Here is an 18711-nt window from a genome sequence, read left to right on the forward strand (position 1 = left end):
GACGATCAAGGAGATCGGCATGTCCCTTCGCATCAATACGAACGTCGAGGCGTTCAACGCGCATCGCAACCTCGAGGGCACCAGCAACAAGCTGGCCAAGAGCATGGAGCGCCTCTCGTCTGGCTTCCGCATCAACCGCGCCGCTGACGATGCCGCGGGTCTCGCGATCTCGGAGAAGCTGCGTGGTCAGATCGGCGGCCTGGCGCAGGCGCGTCGCAACGTGCAGGACGGCATCTCGCTCGTGCAGACGGCGGAAGGTTCGCTGACCGAGGTCCACTCGATGCTCCAGCGCACGCGCGAGCTGGCAGTCCAGTGGGCCAACGGCACGCTCGCGACCGCCGACAGAAACGCGATCGTCTCGGAGGTCAGACAGCTCTCCGACGAGATCGTCCGCATCGGCGACACGGCGCAGTTCAACGGCATCAGACTGCTCGACACCGCCGGTCAGACGATCACGTTCCAGGTCGGCGCGAACGACAGAGAGACGATCACCGTCACGAGCGAGCAGCTGAGAGCGAGAGTCGGCACGATCGACATCACCGACGCCGCCGCGCTGAGAAACCTCGACGCGTCGATCAACGCCATCTCGGACCTGCGTTCGAGCTTCGGTGCGGTGCAGAACCGTCTCGAGCACACGTACAACAACCTGTCCGTGTACCAGGAGAACCTCTCGGCCTCTGAGTCGCGCATCCGCGACGTGGACATGGCTTCCGAGATGGTCAACTTCACGAAGAACAACATCCTGCAGCAGGCCGGCACGTCGATGCTGGCGCAGGCCCAGCAGGCCCCGCAGGCCGTCCTCTCGCTGCTGCGCTAGGACAGATCACCTTCGCCCTCCGGGGCGACGTCATCGGCTCCATCGAGGGACCCGACGCAGAACGAGGCGAGTGGCTCCGGCCGCTCGCCTCTTTTGTTTGTCGAGTGCGCGGATACGCGCCTAAAGATCCCTGGCGCATTGCCGATCATCGGTAGAGAGATGGGTGACATGGAGTCGCCCTGGGACGATCAAGGAGATCGGCATGTCCCTCCGTATCAATACGAACGTCGAGGCGTTCAACGCGCACCGCAACCTTGAGGGCACCAGCAACAAGCTGGCCAAGAGCATGGAGCGCCTGTCGTCGGGCTTCCGCATCAACCGCGCCGCTGACGACGCTGCCGGTCTCGCGATCTCGGAGAAGCTGCGTGGTCAGATCGGCGGCCTCAGCCAGGCGCGTCGCAACGTCCAGGACGGCATCTCGCTCGTGCAGACCGCGGAAGGCTCGCTGACGGAGGTGCACTCGATGCTGCAGCGCACCCGTGAGCTCGCCGTCCAGTACACCAACGGCACGCTCGCCAGAGGTGACAGAGACGCGATCGCCTCCGAGGTCACGCAGCTGACCGACGAGATCACGCGCATCCGCAGAACCGCCCAGTTCAACGGCATCCAGCTGCTCGACGGCACCAACACGTCGATCACGTTCCAGGTCGGCGCGAACGACAGAGAGACGATCACGGCGACCAGCTCGGATCTCGCCAACGCCGTCAGAACGATCACGCTGACGAGCACCGACGTCCTCAGAGACATCGACACCTACATCAACGCGGTCTCCGACATGCGTTCGTCGTTCGGTGCCGTCCAGAACCGTCTGGAGCACACGTACAACAACCTGTCCGTGTACCAGGAGAACCTCTCGGCCTCTGAGTCGCGGATTCGTGACGTGGACATGGCGGCTGAGATGGTCAACTTCACGAAGAACAACATCCTGCAGCAGGCCGGCACGAGCATGCTGGCGCAGGCGCAGCAGGCGCCGCAGGCCGTCCTCTCGCTGCTGCGCTAGGACACACACGGAATCTGCCCTCCGGGGCACCCCTGCCGGCTCCGTCGAGGAGCCGGCGCAGCTGGAGGCGGGTGGCTCATGTCGCTCGCCTCTTCGCGTTCGTGCAGCATGTCGCGAGGCGCTCAAGCTCGCTGGCGCGCTGCCGATGATCTGTGAGAGAAGCGGGTGACATGGAGTCGCCCCGGGACGATCAAGGAGATCGGCATGTCCCTTCGCATCAATACGAACGTCGAGGCGTTCAACGCGCACCGCAACCTCGAGGGCACCAGCAACAAGCTCGCGAAGTCGATGGAGCGCCTGTCTTCTGGCTTCCGCATCAACCGTGCTGCCGACGACGCTGCCGGTCTCGCGATCTCGGAGAAGCTGCGTGGTCAGATCGGCGGCCTCGACCAGGCCCGTCGCAACGTCCAGGACGGCATCTCGCTGGTGCAGACGGCGGAAGGCTCGCTGACCGAGGTCCACTCGATGCTGCAGCGCTCGCGCGAGCTGGCCGTGCAGTGGCAGAACGGCACGCTCGCCAGAGAGGACAGAGCGGCGATCGTCTCCGAGGTCGCGCAGCTCGACGAGGAGATCAGACGCATCCAGTCGACGTCGCAGTTCAACGGCATCAGACTGCTCGACACGGCGGCGCAGAGAATCACGTTCCAGGTCGGCGCCAACGACAGAGAGACGATCACTGTCCAGAGCGAGGACCTCAACGCGAGAGTCGGCGCGATCGACATCACGAGAACCGACTCGCTGTCGAGAATCGACACGATGATCAACAACGTGTCGGATCTGCGCTCGAACTTCGGTGCGGTCCAGAACCGTCTCGAGCACACGTACAACAACCTGTCCGTGTACCAGGAGAACCTCTCGGCTTCCGAGAGCCGCATCCGTGACGTGGACATGGCCGCTGAGATGGTCAACTTCACGAAGAACAACATCCTGCAGCAGGCCGGCACGAGCATGCTCGCGCAGGCCCAGCAGGCCCCGCAGGCCGTCCTCTCGCTGCTGCGCTAGGACACATCACCTTCGCCCTCCGGGGCGTCATAACCGGTTCATCGAGGGACCGATCAGAGAGGCGAGCGGCTACGGCCGCTCGCCTTCTTTGTTGCCTGGGCCAGCGGCTGCGCGCCACAAAGCCTTCACTCCACTTTACGGGTGCCGATGACCCCGAGGGAAAGAGGGCGACACGGAGTCGCCCGGGACGATCACAGGAGTCAGGCCCATGTCCCTGCGTATCAACACGAACGTCGAGGCGTTCAACGCGCACCGCAACCTCGAGGCGACCAGCGGCAAGCTGGCGAAGTCGATGGAGCGACTTTCGTCCGGTTTCCGCATCAACCGTGCGGCTGACGACGCTGCCGGTCTCGCGATCTCGGAGAAGCTGCGTGGTCAGATCGGCGGCCTCGACCAGGCCCGTCGCAACACCCAGGACGGCATCTCGCTGGTCCAGACGGCGGAAGGCTCGCTGACGGAGGTGCACTCGATGCTGCAGCGCAGCCGTGAGCTCGCCGTGCAGTACCAGAACGGCACGCTCGCCAGAGAGGACAGAGCGGCGATCGTGTCCGAGGTCGCGCAGCTGTCGGCCGAGATCGGCCGCATCCGCGACACCTCGCAGTTCAACGGCATCACGCTGCTCGACGGCAGAAACACCACGATCACGTTCCAGGTCGGCGCCAACGACAGAGAGACGATCACGGCGAGCAGCTCCGACCTCAACACGGCGGCGCCGAGAATCGACGTCACGACGGCGACGGCGCTGGCCGACATCGACAGAGCGATCGGCGCGGTCTCCGACATGCGCTCCTCGTTCGGCGCGGTCCAGAACCGCCTCGAGCACACGTACAACAACCTCTCGGTTTACCAGGAGAACCTGACCGCGTCCGAGTCGCGCATCCGTGACGTGGACATGGCGGCCGAGATGGTCAACTTCACGAAGAACAACATCCTGCAGCAGGCCGGCACGAGCATGCTCGCGCAGGCCCAGCAGGCGCCGCAGGCGGTTCTCTCGCTGCTCCGCTGAGCGCATCGGATTCGCCCCTCGGGGCGACGAGACGGTTCATCGAGGGACCGACAGAGGAGGCGAGCGGCCTGGGCCGCTCGCCTCCTCGCTTTGTCGCGGGCGCGGCGTCGCGCCAGCTTGCAGTGCCGCCGCGCCACGAACCCTTCACCAGACGTCTCTGTCTCCGATCACCACGGTTGAAGCGGGTGACATGGAGTCGCCCGGGACGCAAACACAGGAGCAGTTCCATGTCCCTTCGCATCAATACGAACGTCGAGGCGTTCAACGCGCATCGCAACCTCGAGGGCACCAGCAACAAGCTCGCGAAGTCGATGGAGCGTCTCTCGTCGGGCTTCCGCATCAACCGCGCCGCCGACGACGCCGCCGGCCTGGCGATCTCGGAGAAGCTGCGCGGGCAGATCGGCGGCCTCAATCAGGCCCGTCGCAACACGCAGGACGGCATCTCGCTGGTCCAGACCGCGGAAGGCTCGCTGACCGAGGTCCACTCGATGCTGCAGCGCACGCGCGAGCTGGCCGTCCAGTACGCCAACGGCACGCTCGCGACCGCTGACAGAGACGCGATCGTCTCCGAGGTCACGCAGCTGACCGACGAGATCACCCGCATCCGCGACACGTCGCAGTTCAACGGCATCCAGCTGCTCGACGGCAGAAACACGTCGATCACGTTCCAGGTCGGCGCCAACGACAGAGAGACGATCTCGGCCACGAGCTCGGACCTCAGCACCGCCGTCGGCAGAATCGACATCAGAGCCGCGACCGCGCTCGCCGACATCGACAGAGCGATCGGCGCCGTCTCCGACATGCGCGCGAACTTCGGCGCGGTGCAGAACCGCCTCGAGCACACGTACAACAACCTCTCCGTCTACCAGGAGAACCTGACCGCCTCCGAGAGCCGGATCCGCGACGTGGACATGGCCGCTGAGATGGTCAACTTCACCAAGAACAACATCCTCCAGCAGGCCGGCACGAGCATGCTCGCGCAGGCCCAGCAGGCCCCGCAGGCCGTCCTCTCGCTGCTGCGCTAGGGAACCAGCGTCCTTTCGGCACGCCGGCGCGGTCAAGTGATCGCGCCGGCTGCCGATCTACGTGAGTGATGTCCCTCGCCGTCGCCATCGCGCGCATCGAAGAGCTGCAGAGCGCCTTCGCCCCGCGCGACCTCACCCCGGTCCAGCCGAACACCACCGGCGGCGCCTCCGTCCCCGGCGGCGTCACCGCTTCGGCCTCCTCGGCCAACAGCTTCTCCAACCTGCTCAACGGCGCGCTCGGGGGCAACGCGAACCCCGCGCTGGCGACGCAGCTGACGGCGGCCGGCATGCCGGCCGGCTCGACCGTCAACGGCCTCGGCGCGGTCAACCCGCTCTACAGCACCGGCGGCGTCGCCGTCGGCGGCGCGCAGAGAATGATCGCGCTGGCGCAGAGCGAGGTCGGCCAGTCCGAGTTCCCGCCCGGCTCCAACGACTCGCCGCGGATCGCGACCTACCGCGAGGCGACCGCCGGCTCCGGCGTCGGCCCGTGGTGCGCCTACTTCGTCTCCTGGCTCGGTCAGCAGGCCGGCACCCCGCTCGGCGAGAGCGGCCAGGGCTTCGGCCGCGTCGACGACGTCTACGCCTGGGCCCAGAGCACCGGCCGCGCCGTCCCCAACGGCCCCGGCGTGCGGCCGAACCCGGGCGACCTGATCGTCTGGGACGAGCACATCGGCATGGTCGAGCAGGTCCTGCCCGACGGTCGCATCCAGACGATCGAGGGCAACTCCTCCGACAGAGTCAGCCGCAACGTCCACGAGGCCGGGTCCGCGCTCGGCTACGTGCGAATGAGTTGAGCGCCCGGCGTCGAATGACGGGATCGATGGAACCGACCCTCGTCATCGTCGATCCCCACGCCGCGGTCCGCGAAGGGCTGCCGCCGCTGCTCGAACGCGACGGTCTCGCGGTCGTCGCGACGGCCGCCACAGGCGACGGCGGCGAGGCGGTCATCCAGCAGTTCCAGCCCGACGTCGCGCTCGTCGCGCTGACGCTCGCCGATGCCGACGGGATCGTGCTGCTGCGGAGGCTGCTGCAGCACGACCTGCGCAGCGCCGTCGTGCTCTACACCGACGAGGAGGACCCGCAGCAGGCGGCCCTCGCCGTCCACGCCGGCGCGGCCGGCGTCGTCTGCAAGCGCCGCCCGATCGCGACGCTCGCCGGCGCGCTGCGCGTCGTCGCCGGCGGCGGGCTGTGGTTCAACGAGCCGGGCGCGGTCGACACGCCGGCGCCGCCGCGCAGGCCGGCCGACATCTTCGCCGACCTCTGCGAGCGCCGCACCGCGACGCTCTCCGACGCCGAGCTGCGCGTGCTGGCGCTCGTCGCCAGCGGCAGCTCGACCGAGTCGATGGCGGACGTGCTGTCGCTCTCCCCGCACACCGTCCGCACCCACCTGCGCAACGTGATGCGCAAGCTGGAGGCCTCCAGCCGCGCCCACGCGGTCGCGATCGCGATCCGCGAAGAGGCGATCCCGGCCTAGGCCTGGACGAGCCCGGCGGCTTCGCTTCCGCGCAGCCCGATCCCCGGCATCGTCACCACGCCGGCCTCGCCCGTCACGCGGCCGATCCGGCGCGCGCCCGGATGGTGCCCGGCGAGCAGCTCCGCGGCTGCCTCGGCGTGCGCCTCCGGCACCGTCGCGACGAAGCCGCAGCCCATGTTGAAGACCTTCCACATCTCCGCCGGAGCGACGTCGGCGAGCCGTGCGATCAGCTCGAAGACCGGCAGCACCGGCAGCGGCGCGTCGATCTCGTAGCCGATCCCGTCGCCGAGCCGCAGCAGGTTCAGCACGCCGCCGCCGGTGATGTGGGCGAGGCCGTGGACGGGGATCTCGCTGCGCAGCAGCTCGAGCACCGCGCGCACGTAGATGACGGTCGGCTCCAGCAGCGCGTCGGCGACGGAGGCGCCGCCCAGCTCGGCAGGCCGCTCGTCGAGGCCGAGGCCGCCGGCCTCCAGCAGCGCGCGGCGCGCGAGCGTGAGGCCGTTGGAGTGGACGCCGGAGGCGGGGATGCCGATCAAGGCGTCGCCGACGGCGATCTCGTCGCCGGTCACGATCGCGTCGAGCGCGACGGTGCCGAAGCAGGCGCCGGTCAGGTCGAAGCCGTGCGGCGAGGGATGACCCTTGACCAGCTCCGGCAGCTGCGCCAGCTCGCCGCCGGGGATCTCGACCCCGGCCAGCTCCGCGCCCGCCTTCAGCCCGCGCGCGATCGCGCCCAGCACCTGCGGGTCGGCCTGCTCGACGGCGAGGTAGTCGAGCACCGCGATCGGCTCGGCGCCGACGCAGACGACGTCGTTGACGTTCATCGCGATGCAGTCGATCCCGACCGTGTCGTAGCGGCCGGTCTGCTCGGCGACGATCACCTTCGTGCCGACGCCGTCGGCGCCGACGGCGATGCCGAGGTTCGGCGCCACTCTCAGCACGTTGGCGTAGTGGCCGGAGGGGAGGACCGAGCGGGAGGGGCGGCCCGGGTCGATCGTGCGCAGCACGTCGACGAGCGCGCGCACGCCCGCGTCGGCCTCGGCGATGTCGACGCCCGCGGCGGCGTAGTGGTCGCTCATGGACGCGATTGTCGCAGCCGTCGCGCGACCACGGCCGCCAGCCCGAGCCGGTAGGCGGCGTACGGCGCCAGCGAGCGGTCGCGCTCGACCTGCCGGATCAGCCAGGTCGAGCCGAGCGTCGAGGCGAACGAGGCGGCAGTGCCGGCCGCGAAGGCGGCGCGCGTGCGCGGCGGCAGCCCGCGTCTCAGCAGCCGCATCCCCTTCAGCCCGGTCGCGGCGACGATGATCGGCAGCGCGACGTGGCGTGAGAGCGCGTTCGCGTCCTCGCGCGTGAAGCAGCGCAGCCGCGCCGCCGCGAGCGTCGCGCCGTTGCGCGAGACGCCCGGCATCAGCGCCGCCGCCTGGCCGATCCCGAGCGCGAGCGCGTCGCGCCAGTCGGCGCTCTCGCGGCCGCGCTGCTGCGGCCGCGTGTCGGCGGCGGCCATCACGAGCGAGCCGGCGACGAGCCCGGCGGCGATCGTCCCGGGCGTGCCGAGCCGGCGCTCGATCGGCCGCTCGGCCAGCAGCGCGAGCGCCGCCGCGGGCGCGAACGACAGCACGATCAGCTCGATCCGGCGGCGGTCGAGCCCGCGCGCCGCCTCGCCGACCTCGTCGCGCAGGCCGATCAGCAGCGCGGCGGCGGTGCCGGCGTGGAGCGCGACCTCGAACGCCTTGCGCAGCTCCGGGTCGAGCTCGGCGTACGGCCAGCGCAGCAGCCACGGCACGAGCGTGATGTGGCCGGAGGAGGAGATCGGCAGCAGCTCGGCCGGCCCGTGCAGCAGGCCGAGCGCGAGCGCGTGGCGGAGCGGGAGGGCCGGTTCGGCGGAGTCGCTCACACGACGGTGTCGTGGACGGCGGGCTGCTCGCCGGCGGCCGGCGGCGTCGTGCCGCGCTTGCGGTACCAGCGGACGCCGTAGTAGACGACCGCGGCGACGATCAGCGCGGCGACGGCGTAGTCGACGTAGTGCAGGCTGTCCTTCCACTTCGTCCAGTTGTCGCGCGCCTCCTTGCCGATGAAGGTGAGCGCGAAGACCCACGGCAGGCAGCCGAGGAAGGTCAGCACGGAGAAGCGCAGGAACGGCATCCGCGCGACGCCCGCCGGCAGCGAGATGAACGTCCGCACGATCGGCAGCATGCGCGAGAAGAAGACGGCCCACGAGCCCCACTTCTCGAACCAGCGATCGGCCTGCTCGAGGTTTCTTCTCGTGACGTGGATCTTTCTGCCGTGTCTCTCCAGCAGCTCCATGCGGCCGAAGCGGCCGACGGCGTAGGCGATCCAGGAGCCGACGAGGTTGGCGCTCGCGCCCACCAGCGTCGCCGCCAGCAGCGAGTAGTGGCCGAGCGAGACGTTGAAGCCGGCGAACAGCATCGTCGCCTCGGACGGGATCGGGATGCAGGCGCTCTCCAGCGTCATCAGCAGGAAGACGCCGGCGAGGCCCATCTTGTCGACCACGTCGGTCGCGAAGTTGATCAGCGGCTCGGTGATCGAGGCGAGCAGAAGCGGTGGCACGGCAGGGAAGGGTAACGGCGCTCGCCTGTCGAGGGGCTGGGGCGTTCCTGAGAGGAGCCCCGGCGCGCTCAGGCGGCGGCCGGCGCCGGCAGCGTCTCCAGCGCCTGCACGAGCGGCGCCAGCTCGGGCTCCTGCTCGGCGTCGGCGAGCGCGGTGCGGACCGCCTCGTCGTGGGTCGGGCGGGCGGCGGCGAGCAGCTCGGCGCCGGCCTCGGTCACCTGGCTGTAGATGCCGCGGCGGTCGGTCGCGCAGAGGTAGCGGGCGAGCAGGCCGCGCTCCTCCAGCCGTGAGACGAGCCGCGTCGTCGCGCTCTGGCTCAGCACGACCGCGCGCGACAGCTGCTGCATCCGCATGTGGTGCTCGTCCTGGCGTGAGAGCACGTCGAGCACGGTGAACTCGCTGACGCTGATCTCGTGGGCTGCCTCGAGCGCTCTGCCGAGGCGGTCCTCGATGCGCGCGTGCAGGGCCGCGAGCGTGCGCCAGCCCTGGGCACGGAGCTCAACTGCGTCATCGGGCATCGACATGGCGGTCCTCCAGCACGGCGGTTCGCGCACATTGGCAGCGCGCGCTATCATCCCGCTTCTGCAATAACCCGCGTCTGCAACTATTGTCCACGCGGGTAAGCGGCTTCACTGTCTTCCGCCTCACGCTACCAGGAAGGACCTCGATGGCTCCTCGCCTCCACGCCGCGCGGCGTCCTGCGCGCGGCGGGCTCCCACCTGCGCTGATCGCGCTTGCGCTCGGCGCCTTCGGCATCGGCACGACCGAGTTCGTGATCGCCGGCCTGCTGCCCGAGGTCGCCGGCGACTTCGGCGTCTCGATCCCGACCGCCGGGCTGCTGATCTCCGGCTACGCGCTCGGCGTCGCCGTCGGCGCGCCGCTGCTGACCGCTGCCGCCACGCGCGTGCCGCGCAAGACCGTGCTGCTGTCGCTGATGCTGATCTTCGTCGCCGGCAACCTGCTGTCGGCGCTGGCGCCGACCTACGGCCTGCTGATGGCCGGCCGGATCGTCTCCTCGCTCGCGCACGGCGCCTTCTTCGGCGTCGGCTCGGTCGTCGCCGCCGGGCTGGTCGCGCCCGAGCGCCGCGCCAGCGCGATCGCGCTGATGTTCACCGGCCTCACCGCCGCCAACGTGCTCGGCGTCCCGCTGGGCACCTTCGTCGGCCAGCAGCTCGGCTGGCGCGCGACCTTCTGGATCGTGACCGCGCTCGGCGTCGTCGCCTTCGCCGGGATCGTCGCGCTCGTGCCGCGCCAGCCGGCCGACCCCGACGCCGACCTGCGGCGCGAGCTGGCCGTCTTCCGCCGCGGCCAGGTCTGGCTCGCGCTCGCGACGACCGCGCTCGGCTTCGGCGGCGTCTTCGCCGCCTTCACCTTCATCGCGCCGATGATGACCGAGCTGGCCGGCTTCTCCGACGGCGCCGTCACCTGGCTGCTGGTGCTGTTCGGCGTCGGCCTCGCCGCCGGCAACCTCGTCGGCGGCCGGCTCGCCGACCGCGACCTGATGAAGAGCCTGACGGCGATCCTGCTCGGCCTCGCGGCGGTGCTCGTGCTGTTCACCGTCACCGCCCACTCGCAGCTCGGCTCGATCGTCACGATCGCGCTGCTCGGCTTCGCCGGCTTCGCGACCGTGCCCGCGCTGCAGACGCGCATGATGCAGCAGGCCGAAGGCGCGCCGACGCTCGCCTCCGCCGCCAACATCGGCGCGTTCAACCTCGGCAACGCCGGCGGCGCCTGGCTCGCCGGACGCGCGCTCGACGCCGGTTGGGGGTACACCTCACCGAGCTGGGTCGGCGCCGCGCTCGTCGTCGGCGGCCTCGCCGTCGCACTGCTCTCGCGGCGACTCGACCGCCGCGCCGCCGGCGCGCCCACCCTCCTCCGCACCACGACTTGAAGGACCGCCTCCGCATGAGTCAGATCCAGATCCCGGACGTCACGCTCGCCGACGGCGTCGCGATCCCGCAGTTCGGCTTCGGCGTCTTCCAGGTGCCGCCGGCCGAGACCGTCGCGTCGGTCGCGACGGCGCTCGAGCTCGGCTACCGCCACATCGACACGGCCGCGATCTACGGCAACGAGAGGGAGGTCGGCGAGGCGATCGCCGCCTCCGGCATCCCGCGCGAGCAGCTGTTCGTCACGACGAAGCTGTGGAACGCCGACCAGGGCTACGACAGCGCGCTGAGCGCCTTCGAGCTGTCGGCCGGCAAGCTCGGGCTCGACGTCGTCGACCTCTACCTGATCCACTGGCCCGTCCCCTCGCGCGACCGCTACGTCGAGTCGTGGAGAGCGCTCGTGAGACTGAAGGAGGACGGCCGCATCCGCTCGATCGGCGTCTCCAACTTCCAGCCCCCGCACCTGCGGCGGCTGTTCGACGAGGTCGGCGTCGTGCCCGCCATCAACCAGGTCGAGCTGCACCCGTATCTGCAGCAGGCCGCGCTGCGCGCCTTCCATGCCGAGCACGAGATCACCACCGAGGCGTGGTCGCCGCTGGCGCAGGGGCTCGTGCTCGACGACCCGGCGCTGGTCGCGATCGCCGCCGCCCACGGCAAGAGCGCCGCCCAGGTCGTGCTGCGCTGGCATCTGCAGCTCGGCAACGTCGTCTTCCCGAAGTCGGTCACGCCGGCGCGGATCGCCGAGAACCTCGAGCTCTTCGACTTCGAGCTGAGCGCCGACGAGCTGGCGTCGATCGAGCAGCTGGAGCGGGCAGAGCGGACCGGTTTCGATCCCGACACGATGGACATGGCGTAGCGTTCGCCGCCGCATGGCGATCCCTCTCTTCGACACCAGACGCCCGGTCGCGCCGCTGCGGGCCGAGCTCGACGCGGCGATCGCGTCGGTGCTCGACAGCGGCGCCTTCATCCTCGGCCCCGAGGTCGCGGCCTTCGAGCAGGAGCTGGCCGGCTACCTCGGCGTCCGTCACGTCGTCTCGGTCGCCAACGGCACCGACGCGATCACGCTCGCGCTGCAGGCGCTCGGCGTCGGCCCGGGTGACGAGGTCGTCGTCCCCTCGTTCACCTTCTACGCCAGCGCAGAGGCGATCCCGCCGACCGGCGCCGCGCCGGTCTTCTGCGACGTCGACCCGGCGACGATGAACGTCACGGCGGAGACGGTGAAGGCGGCGCTGACCCCGCGCACGAAGGCGGTCGTCGCCGTCGACCTGTTCGGCAACCCCGCCGACGTCGCCGCGATCGAGGCGCTCGGCGTGCCGGTCGTCGAGGACGCCGCGCAGGCGGCCGGCTCGCGCCTGCACGGCCGCCGCAGCGCCGCCCAGGGCACGCTCGGCACGCTCTCCTTCTTCCCCTCCAAGAACCTCGGCTGCTTCGGTGACGGCGGCGCGATCGTCACCGACGACGAGCGGCTCGCCGAGGAGGCGCGCGTGCTGCGCTTCCACGGCTCGCGCGACAAGGTCACGTTCGAGCGGATCGGCTGGAACTCGCGGCTCGACGAGCTGCAGGCGGCGATCCTGCGCGTGCTGCTGCGCAGACTCGACGACTGGGCCGAGGGCCGCCGCGCCGCCTGGGCCAACTACGAAGCGGCCGGCCTGTGGGAGCTGGTCACGCCGCAGACCGCGACGCCCGGCGCCGAGGTCTGCTGGGGCCTGCAGGTCGTCACCTCGCCGCACGCCGAGCTGCTCGAACGTGAGCTGCCGGCGCACGGCGTCGGCGCGCGCGGCTACTACCGCACGCCCCTGCACGAGCAGGTCGCGCTGCGGCCGTGGGCCGAGCGGACCGTCCCGCTGCCGGCGACCGACGAGCTGAAGCGGACCCATCTCGCGCTGCCGATGAACCCGCTGCTGTCCCGCGCCGACGCCGACGAGGTCACCGCGGCCGTGCGCGCCGTCCTCGCGACCGCCGCCTGAGGAGCCTTCGCCGATGCGTGTCTGGATCGACCTGACCAATTCCCCCCACGTGCTCGTGATGCGGCCGATCATCGAGCTGCTGCAAGCCGACGGCCACGAGGTGCGCGTGACCGCGCGCGACTTCGCGCAGACGCTGCAGCTGTGCGCCCGCTTCGAGATCGACCACACGGCGATCGGCCACCACCGCGGCGAGAAGCTGAGCGCGAAGGCGGCCGGGCTGGCGCAGCGCTCCGGCGCGCTCGTGCGCTGGGCGCGCCGCAACGGGCCGTTCGACCTGGCGCTGGGCCACGGCTCCAACGACGTCTCGGTCGCCGCCGCGCTGCTGCGGATCCCCTGCGCGACGACCTTCGACTACGAGTGGGCGACCGTCCAGCACACCGTCAACTGCCGCCTCGCGCAGGCGGTCGTGGTGCCGCAGGCGATCCCGCCGGAGCGGCTCGCGCGCTACGGGGCGGTGCCGAAGCTCGGCCGCTACGAGGGGCTCAAGGAGGAGTACTACCTCGCCGACTTCGAGCCCGACGCGGCGATCCTCGACGAGCTCGGGCTCGACGACGCCGAGCCGATCGTCGTCGTGCGCACGCCGCCCGAGGTGTCGCTCTACCACCGCTTCGAGGCGGACAGATTCGGCGCCGTGCTGACGCAGCTGCGCGAGGGCGGCGGCCAGACCGTCGTGCTGCCGCGCACGCCGGCCCAGCGCGACCAGCTGCGCGAGGCCGGCGGCTTCATCCTGCCCGAGCGCGCGATCGACGCGCAGTCGCTGATCGCCTACGCCGACCTGATGATCTCGGCCGGCGGCACGATGAACCGCGAGGCGGTCGCGCTCGGCACGCCGGTCTTCACCAGCTTCGAGGGCAGACTCGGCGCCGTCGACGAGGAGCTGATCGGCGACGGCCGCCTGCGCCGTCTGACCGACCCGGCCGAGGTCGTCGTCGCCAAGCGCCCGCGCGGCCAGGAGGGCGCCGGCGACCGCGTCCGCCGCGACCCGCGCGCCTTCGCGCAGCTGCTGGCCGCCCCCGTCGGGGGCTTCTGAGCGGAGCTGCCATGGCCGGCCTCGCCGACCTGTCCGACGCCGCCGCGATCGAGCGGCTGGCGGCTCGCGCGGTTCCGTCGGCCGAGGCCGTCGTGCGTGACGGCTGGCTGCTGCGCGCGACCCCGGGCGTCGCGCGCCGGCGCTCCAACTCGGCGCTGCCGCTGCCCGCGGCCGCGCATGACGCCGGCGTCGTCGCCGCCTTCTACCGCGAGCGCGGCCTGGTGCCGATCGTGCAGGTCTCGCCGCTGGAGCTGCACGGCCCGCTCGACGCGGCGCTGGCCGCCGCCGGCTGGCGCGCGCACGCGCCGACCGACGTGCTGGTCGCCGACGCCGCGGCCGTCGCCGCCGCGGCGACCGCCGCGCCCGGCGTCGCGGTCACGCTCGACGACGGCGCGCCCGGCCGCGCGACGGCGACGCTCGACGGTCGCCCCGCCGGCTCCGGCGCCGCGGTCGCCGCCGGCGGCTGGAGCGGGCTGTTCGAGCTGGAGACCGAGCCGGGCCTGCGCCGGCGCGGCGTCGCGCGGACGCTCGTGGGCGCGCTCGCGCGCTGGTCGCTCGCCGGCGGCAGCGACCGTCTCTACCTGCAGGTGACGGCCGCCAACGGCCCCGCCCAGGCGCTGTACCAAGCGCTTGGCTTCACCCGCTCGCACGGCTACCACTACCGTGTCGCGCTAACCTGACGTGTACGTAAGGATCAGGTTCGGAGGAGGTCCGATGGCTGGGCGACGGATCGGCGTCAGCGCCGACCATGAGCACTACAAGTGGTGGGCGCTCTCCTGCACCTCGCTGGGGATGCTGCTGGCGACCGTCAACTCCGGCACGCTCGTGATCGCGCTGCCGAACCTCGAGCAGAGCCTCGGCGTCGACCTGCTCGTGCTGGTGTGGGTGATCCTCGCCTACATGATCGCCTCGACCGTGCTCGTGCTCGCGTTCGGCCGGCTCTCCGACGTCTTCGGCCGCAAGCAGGCGTACGTCGCCGGCTTCGCGATCTTCTCGCTCGCCTCGCTCGGCGCCGGCTTCGCCTCCGGCGGCACCGACCTGATCGCCTGGCGGATCGTCCAGGGCGTCGGCGCCGCGCTGATCTTCGCCAACTCCTCCGCGCTCGTCACCGACGCCTTCCCGCGCGAGCAGCTCGGGATCGCGATGGGCACGAACGTGATGGTCGCCGCCGTCGGGCTCGTGCTGGGGCCGGTGCTCGGCGGCCTGCTGGTCGAGATCTCGTGGAAGTGGGTCTTCTGGTTCAACGTCCCGCTCGGGCTGCTCGGCACGCTGTGGGGCTCGCTGGTGCTGCGCGAGCTGGTCAGACCGGAGGGCGAGCGCTCGTTCGACTGGGCCGGCACGATCGCGATGGTCGTCGGCCTCACCGGCCTCACCTACGGCATCTCGCGCGGCGGCCTGGTCGGCTGGGGCGACGCGCTCACGCTCGTGCCGATCGCCGTCTCGCTCGTGCTGCTGCCCGCCTTCGTGCTGATCGAGCGGCGCGTCGCCTCGCCGCTGCTGGACCTGTCGCTGTTCGCCGACCGCGGCTTCTCCTCCGCCACCGCCGCCTCGTTCGTCGCCGGCCTGTCGCGCTTCTCGCTGACGTTCGTCTTCGTCCTCTACTTCCAGGGCGCGCTCGGCGACGACCCGATCCTCGCCGGCGTCAAGCTCGCTCCGCTGGCGGTCGGGATGCTGATCAGCTCGCCGCTCGCCGGCCGTTGGGCCGACCGTCACGGCGCGCGCATCCTGGCCGCGCTCGGGCTGGTCGTCTCCGGCGCCGGGATGGCCGGCATGACCGTGCTCGACACCGGCACCCCGTACGCGCTCACCGCCGCGCTGCTGTTCGTCACCGGCGTCGGCTCGGGCATGTTCAACTCGCCCAACACCGCCGCGATGATGGGCGCGGTGCCGGTCCACCGCCGCGGGATCGCCGCCGCGACGCGGATGATGCTGCAGAACACCGGCTCGGTCCTGTCGATCGCGATCCTGCTGGCGATCGTCACCAACGCCGTCCCGAAGGAGACGCTGCTGTCGATCTTCTCCGGCCTCACGAGCGGCGTCTCCAGCGCGACGCTGGCGCCGTTCATCCACAACCTGCACGTCGCGATGTGGGTGCTGGCGGCGACCTCGGTGGTCGGCGCGGCGATCTCGCTGCTGCGCCCGCGGCACGCGCACGGTCAGGTCGGCGAGCTGGCGGTGGCCGATGCGCATCGGTGAGGTCGCCGCCGCGGTCGGCACGACGCCGCGGACGATCCGCTACTACGAGGAGATCGGCCTGATGCCCGGCGCGCACGACCGCGCCGCCGGCGCCCACCGCGTCTACAGCGAGCAGGACGTCGAGCAGCTGACCGAGATCCTGCGGCTGAAGGAGCTGCTCGGCGTCTCGCTGGAGGAGCTGCGCGAGCTGGTCGCCGACCAGGAGGCGCGCCAGCTGCTGCGGGCCGAGTTCCTCGACCCGCAGACGCCGCCCGACCGCCGCCGCGCGATCCTCGACGACTCCGCCGCGATCGTCGCGCGCACGCAGCGGCTGGTCGACCGCCGCCGCGCCGCGCTCGACGCGCTCGACGGCGAGCTGGCCGACCGCCGCGAGCGGATCGCGCAGCGCCGCGGAGAGCTGCAACAGGCGCCCGCGAAGACCTGATCCACCCGCCGGCTTCCGCCGACCCCTACAATTTCCGCCAATGCGCCGGTGGTACCGCTCCGGAGCGTTCCCGGTTCACCGTCACTCGCTGATACAGCTGCTCGTCGACGGTGGGCTGGTCGCCCTCGCTTACATCCTCGCGTTCCAGCTGCGGTTCGACTCGGGCATCCCGAGACGCTACGAGCTGCTGCGCGACGACACGATCTACTGGGTCGTGCCGGTCTGCATCGCCGTCTTCATCGCCTTCGGCCTCTACCAGCGGCTGTGGACCTACGTCGGCCAGCGCGACTACGCGGCGGTCGCGCAGTCGGTGATCGTCTCGGCGGTGCTGGTCGTCGGCGGGATCGCGGTGCTGCACCCGGTCCAGGTCCCGACGGCGCACAGCGGCGTCCAGGTCGCGGTCGGCATCCCGACCGGCGTCTGGGTCCTGTGGGTGCTGCTGATGGGCGTCTCGATGGCGGCGGTGCGCTTCCTCGTGCACCTCGTCTTCGAGGGTCGCAAGCGCGGCATGCGCGTGATGAAGGGCGCGCGCGACGTGCTCGTCGTCGGCGGCGGCGACGGCGGCCGCCTGCTCGTGCGCGAGCTGGTCCGCAACCCCGGCCTGCGGCTGCACCCGGTCGGCTTCCTCGACGACGACCCGCGCAAGCGCGGGATGAAGGACGAGCACGGCCTGAAGGTGCTCGGCACGACCGCCGCCGCCGACCTCGCGCGCGTGCTCGACAACGTCGAGCCGCACGAGGTGATCATCGCGATCCCGTCCGCGCCCGGCACGCTGCGCGCGCGCGTCGTCAGAGCCTGCCGCGAGCGCGGCATCCCGGTGCGGATGCTGCCGACCGTCTTCGAGCTGCTGCAGAGCGAGTCCGGCGGCCTGCAGGTGATGCGCCAGCTGCGTGAGCTGTCGATCGAGGACATCCTCGGCCGCGAGCCGGTGCGGATGGAGCTGGAGCGGGTCGGCGCCTACCTCAGAGGCCAGGTCGTGATGGTGACCGGCGCCGGCGGCTCGATCGGCGGCGAGCTGTGCCGCCAGATCGCGCGCGTCAACCCGCGCCGGATCGTGCTCGTCGACCACGCCGAGGACAACCTCTTCGAGATCCTGCGCGAGCTGGAGGGCGAGCGGCACGTGCGCACGGCGGTGCCGGTGCTGGCCGACTGCAAGGAGGAGGAGCGGATGCGCGAGGTCTTCCGCGAGCACCGCCCCGCCGTCGTCTTCCACGCCGCCGCCTACAAGCACGTCGCGATGATGGAGATGAACCCCGTCGAGGCGGTCCGCAACAACGCGCTCGCGACGCGGCTGGTCGCGCGGATCGCGGGCGAGAGCGGCGTCAGAACCTTCGTGCTCGTCTCGACCGACAAGGCGGTCAAGCCGGCGACCGTGATGGGCGCCTCCAAGGCGCTCGCCGAGTGGGCCGTCGAGGCTGCCGCGGCGCGCCATCCCGAGACGCGCTACTCGACCGTCCGCTTCGGCAACGTGCTCGGCTCCTCCGGCTCCGTCGTGCCGATCTTCCGCCGCCAGATCGCGGCCGGCGGCCCGGTCACGATCACCGACCCGCGCATGCAGCGCTGGTTCATGACGATCCCCGAGGCGGTCCAGCTGATCATCCGCTCCGGCTCGGTCAGCGAGAGAAGCGGCGACGTCTTCGTGCTGGAGATGGGCGAGCCGGTCAAGATCGTCGACCTCGCGAGAGAGATGATCCGCCTCTCCGGGCTCGACCCCGAGAGGGACATCGCGATCGAGGTGATCGGCGCGCGCTCGGGCGAGAAGTTCCACGAGGAGCTGTTCAACCCGTACGAGCGGCCGCAGCAGACGGCAGCCGAGAAGATCCTCCGCGCCGACCGCGCGCGGCTCGACCAGGCGTGGGTCGAATCGACCTTCGCCGAGATCAACCTGTTCGTGCTCGAAGGGGATGCGGCCGGCCTCGCGGCGAAGGTCGCCGAGCTGGCCGCCGTGCGGACCGCTCCGGGCCCCCAGGTAACCTCGTGAGGCGCCTTCGCGCCGTCGCCGACGTGGCGAACCCCTAGACTGCCACGGCTTCATGCATCTGACGCTCGCGTTCTCCGCCCAAGATTTCGTCAAGGACGTCGGCTCCTACGCCGGCTTCGCCGCCGTCGTCGCGCTGGCGCTGTTCGCGCTGCTGCTGTTCGCGCAGGCGCGTGAGATCAAGCGGCTGCGCGAGTGGGGCGGACAGGCGCACGACCGCATCGGCGAGCTCGAGCGCAGCGTCGCCGCCGCGCTCGACATGGGCCGCCGCGCGATGGCGCGCCCCGCCGCGCCCGCGCCCGGCCCGGCGCAGCAGGCGCGCGGCCCCGTCGCGCGCCGCG

General features: G+C 71.2%; 20 protein-coding genes. 16 read left to right on the forward strand and 4 right to left on the reverse strand.

The window, feature by feature from the left end:
• Nucleotides 1-19 precede the first annotated feature (19 nt).
• The 7 genes from Q7L73_RS27285 to Q7L73_RS27315 all read left to right on the forward strand — a co-directional run bounded on the left by Q7L73_RS27285 (nt 20) and on the right by Q7L73_RS27315 (nt 6324).
• Nucleotides 20-817: a flagellin gene (locus Q7L73_RS27285; RefSeq protein ID WP_304693767.1), complete on the forward strand. Its 798-nt coding sequence runs from the start codon at nt 20-22 to the stop codon at nt 815-817.
• A gap of 202 nt (nt 818-1019) precedes the next feature.
• Complete coding sequence (locus Q7L73_RS27290; RefSeq protein WP_304693769.1) at nt 1020-1817, forward strand: flagellin; 798 nt, start codon at nt 1020-1022, stop codon at nt 1815-1817.
• A gap of 204 nt (nt 1818-2021) precedes the next feature.
• Nucleotides 2022-2819: a flagellin gene (locus tag Q7L73_RS27295; protein ID WP_304693771.1), complete on the forward strand. Its 798-nt coding sequence runs from the start codon at nt 2022-2024 to the stop codon at nt 2817-2819.
• A gap of 208 nt (nt 2820-3027) precedes the next feature.
• Nucleotides 3028-3825: a flagellin gene (locus Q7L73_RS27300; protein WP_304693773.1), complete on the forward strand. Its 798-nt coding sequence runs from the start codon at nt 3028-3030 to the stop codon at nt 3823-3825.
• Between the two features lie 227 nt (nt 3826-4052).
• Nucleotides 4053-4850, forward strand: a complete 798-nt coding sequence (locus Q7L73_RS27305; RefSeq protein WP_304693775.1) for a flagellin — start codon at nt 4053-4055, stop codon at nt 4848-4850.
• Nucleotides 4851-4918: 68 nt separating this feature from the next.
• Nucleotides 4919-5644, forward strand: a complete 726-nt coding sequence (locus tag Q7L73_RS27310) for a CHAP domain-containing protein (RefSeq protein ID WP_304693777.1) — start codon at nt 4919-4921, stop codon at nt 5642-5644.
• 26 nt (nt 5645-5670) lie between these two features.
• On the forward strand, nt 5671-6324 hold the full coding sequence (locus Q7L73_RS27315; protein WP_304693779.1) for a response regulator transcription factor: 654 nt from the start codon (nt 5671-5673) through the stop codon (nt 6322-6324).
• Here the strand turns inward: Q7L73_RS27315 and purM are convergent.
• The 4 genes from purM to Q7L73_RS27335 form a co-directional block, all read right to left on the reverse strand.
• Nucleotides 6321-7400 (reverse strand): phosphoribosylformylglycinamidine cyclo-ligase, encoded by a 1080-nt coding sequence (gene purM, locus Q7L73_RS27320; RefSeq protein WP_304693781.1) that lies wholly within the window; start codon nt 7398-7400, stop codon nt 6321-6323. The two genes, Q7L73_RS27315 and purM, sit on opposite strands and share 4 nt — an antisense overlap.
• Nucleotides 7397-8215 carry an undecaprenyl-diphosphate phosphatase gene (locus Q7L73_RS27325; RefSeq protein ID WP_304693782.1) on the reverse strand — a complete coding sequence of 273 codons (819 nt, stop codon included), beginning with the start codon at nt 8213-8215 and terminating at the stop codon, nt 7397-7399. The genes purM and Q7L73_RS27325 overlap by 4 nt, the downstream gene beginning before the upstream one ends.
• Nucleotides 8212-8889, reverse strand: a complete 678-nt coding sequence (locus Q7L73_RS27330) for a DedA family protein (protein WP_304693784.1) — start codon at nt 8887-8889, stop codon at nt 8212-8214. Before Q7L73_RS27330 ends, Q7L73_RS27325 begins: the two co-directional genes overlap by 4 nt.
• 68 nt (nt 8890-8957) lie before the next feature.
• The gene (locus Q7L73_RS27335) at nt 8958-9413 is read right to left on the reverse strand and encodes a MarR family winged helix-turn-helix transcriptional regulator (RefSeq protein WP_304715756.1); all 456 of its coding nucleotides are present in this window, start codon (nt 9411-9413) and stop codon (nt 8958-8960) included.
• A 143-nt stretch (nt 9414-9556) separates the two neighbouring features.
• Between Q7L73_RS27335 and Q7L73_RS27340 the strand changes: the two genes are divergently transcribed.
• The 9 genes from Q7L73_RS27340 to Q7L73_RS27380 form a co-directional block, all read left to right on the forward strand.
• On the forward strand, nt 9557-10780 hold the full coding sequence (locus Q7L73_RS27340; protein WP_304693788.1) for an MFS transporter: 1224 nt from the start codon (nt 9557-9559) through the stop codon (nt 10778-10780).
• A gap of 14 nt (nt 10781-10794) precedes the next feature.
• A complete protein-coding gene (locus Q7L73_RS27345; protein WP_304693790.1) occupies nt 10795-11631 on the forward strand; it encodes an aldo/keto reductase in 837 nt (278 codons plus the stop codon).
• A 13-nt stretch (nt 11632-11644) separates the two neighbouring features.
• Nucleotides 11645-12742 (forward strand): DegT/DnrJ/EryC1/StrS aminotransferase family protein, encoded by a 1098-nt coding sequence (locus Q7L73_RS27350; RefSeq protein WP_304693793.1) that lies wholly within the window; start codon nt 11645-11647, stop codon nt 12740-12742.
• 13 nt (nt 12743-12755) lie between these two features.
• Nucleotides 12756-13772 (forward strand): DUF354 domain-containing protein, encoded by a 1017-nt coding sequence (locus Q7L73_RS27355; RefSeq protein WP_304693795.1) that lies wholly within the window; start codon nt 12756-12758, stop codon nt 13770-13772.
• A gap of 11 nt (nt 13773-13783) precedes the next feature.
• Nucleotides 13784-14452 (forward strand): GNAT family N-acetyltransferase, encoded by a 669-nt coding sequence (locus Q7L73_RS27360; protein WP_304693797.1) that lies wholly within the window; start codon nt 13784-13786, stop codon nt 14450-14452.
• Nucleotides 14453-14486: 34 nt separating this feature from the next.
• Complete coding sequence (locus Q7L73_RS27365) at nt 14487-15968, forward strand: MFS transporter (protein WP_304693799.1); 1482 nt, start codon at nt 14487-14489, stop codon at nt 15966-15968.
• Nucleotides 15955-16392, forward strand: coding sequence for a MerR family transcriptional regulator (locus tag Q7L73_RS27370; RefSeq protein ID WP_304693801.1), 438 nt, complete (start codon nt 15955-15957; stop codon nt 16390-16392). Before Q7L73_RS27365 ends, Q7L73_RS27370 begins: the two co-directional genes overlap by 14 nt.
• A gap of 40 nt (nt 16393-16432) precedes the next feature.
• A complete protein-coding gene (locus Q7L73_RS27375) occupies nt 16433-18373 on the forward strand; it encodes a nucleoside-diphosphate sugar epimerase/dehydratase (RefSeq protein ID WP_304693803.1) in 1941 nt (646 codons plus the stop codon).
• Between the two features lie 52 nt (nt 18374-18425).
• Nucleotides 18426-18711: hypothetical protein (locus Q7L73_RS27380; protein WP_304693805.1), on the forward strand; the 286-nt coding region annotated here is incomplete at its 3' end.

Origin of the sequence: Conexibacter sp. CPCC 205762, assembly GCF_030646155.1 — a bacterium.
In the GTDB taxonomy this organism is placed as follows: domain Bacteria; phylum Actinomycetota; class Thermoleophilia; order Solirubrobacterales; family Solirubrobacteraceae; genus Conexibacter.

Coding starts and splice junctions, on each gene's coding strand:
- Q7L73_RS27300 (WP_304693773.1), top strand. CDS start 3,028: ATGTCCCTGCGTATCAACACGAACGTCGAGGCGTTCAACGCGCACCGC.
- Q7L73_RS27355 (WP_304693795.1), top strand. CDS start 12,756: ATGCGTGTCTGGATCGACCTGACCAATTCCCCCCACGTGCTCGTGATG.
- Q7L73_RS27305 (WP_304693775.1), top strand. CDS start 4,053: ATGTCCCTTCGCATCAATACGAACGTCGAGGCGTTCAACGCGCATCGC.
- Q7L73_RS27310 (WP_304693777.1), top strand. CDS start 4,919: ATGTCCCTCGCCGTCGCCATCGCGCGCATCGAAGAGCTGCAGAGCGCC.
- Q7L73_RS27375 (WP_304693803.1), top strand. CDS start 16,433: ATGCGCCGGTGGTACCGCTCCGGAGCGTTCCCGGTTCACCGTCACTCG.
- purM (WP_304693781.1), bottom strand. CDS start 7,400: ATGAGCGACCACTACGCCGCCGCGGGCGTCGACATCGCCGAGGCCGAC.
- Q7L73_RS27295 (WP_304693771.1), top strand. CDS start 2,022: ATGTCCCTTCGCATCAATACGAACGTCGAGGCGTTCAACGCGCACCGC.
- Q7L73_RS27345 (WP_304693790.1), top strand. CDS start 10,795: ATGAGTCAGATCCAGATCCCGGACGTCACGCTCGCCGACGGCGTCGCG.
- Q7L73_RS27365 (WP_304693799.1), top strand. CDS start 14,487: ATGGCTGGGCGACGGATCGGCGTCAGCGCCGACCATGAGCACTACAAG.
- Q7L73_RS27285 (WP_304693767.1), top strand. CDS start 20: ATGTCCCTTCGCATCAATACGAACGTCGAGGCGTTCAACGCGCATCGC.
- Q7L73_RS27370 (WP_304693801.1), top strand. CDS start 15,955: ATGCGCATCGGTGAGGTCGCCGCCGCGGTCGGCACGACGCCGCGGACG.
- Q7L73_RS27340 (WP_304693788.1), top strand. CDS start 9,557: ATGGCTCCTCGCCTCCACGCCGCGCGGCGTCCTGCGCGCGGCGGGCTC.
- Q7L73_RS27290 (WP_304693769.1), top strand. CDS start 1,020: ATGTCCCTCCGTATCAATACGAACGTCGAGGCGTTCAACGCGCACCGC.
- Q7L73_RS27350 (WP_304693793.1), top strand. CDS start 11,645: ATGGCGATCCCTCTCTTCGACACCAGACGCCCGGTCGCGCCGCTGCGG.
- Q7L73_RS27315 (WP_304693779.1), top strand. CDS start 5,671: ATGGAACCGACCCTCGTCATCGTCGATCCCCACGCCGCGGTCCGCGAA.
- Q7L73_RS27360 (WP_304693797.1), top strand. CDS start 13,784: ATGGCCGGCCTCGCCGACCTGTCCGACGCCGCCGCGATCGAGCGGCTG.
- Q7L73_RS27335 (WP_304715756.1), bottom strand. CDS start 9,413: ATGTCGATGCCCGATGACGCAGTTGAGCTCCGTGCCCAGGGCTGGCGC.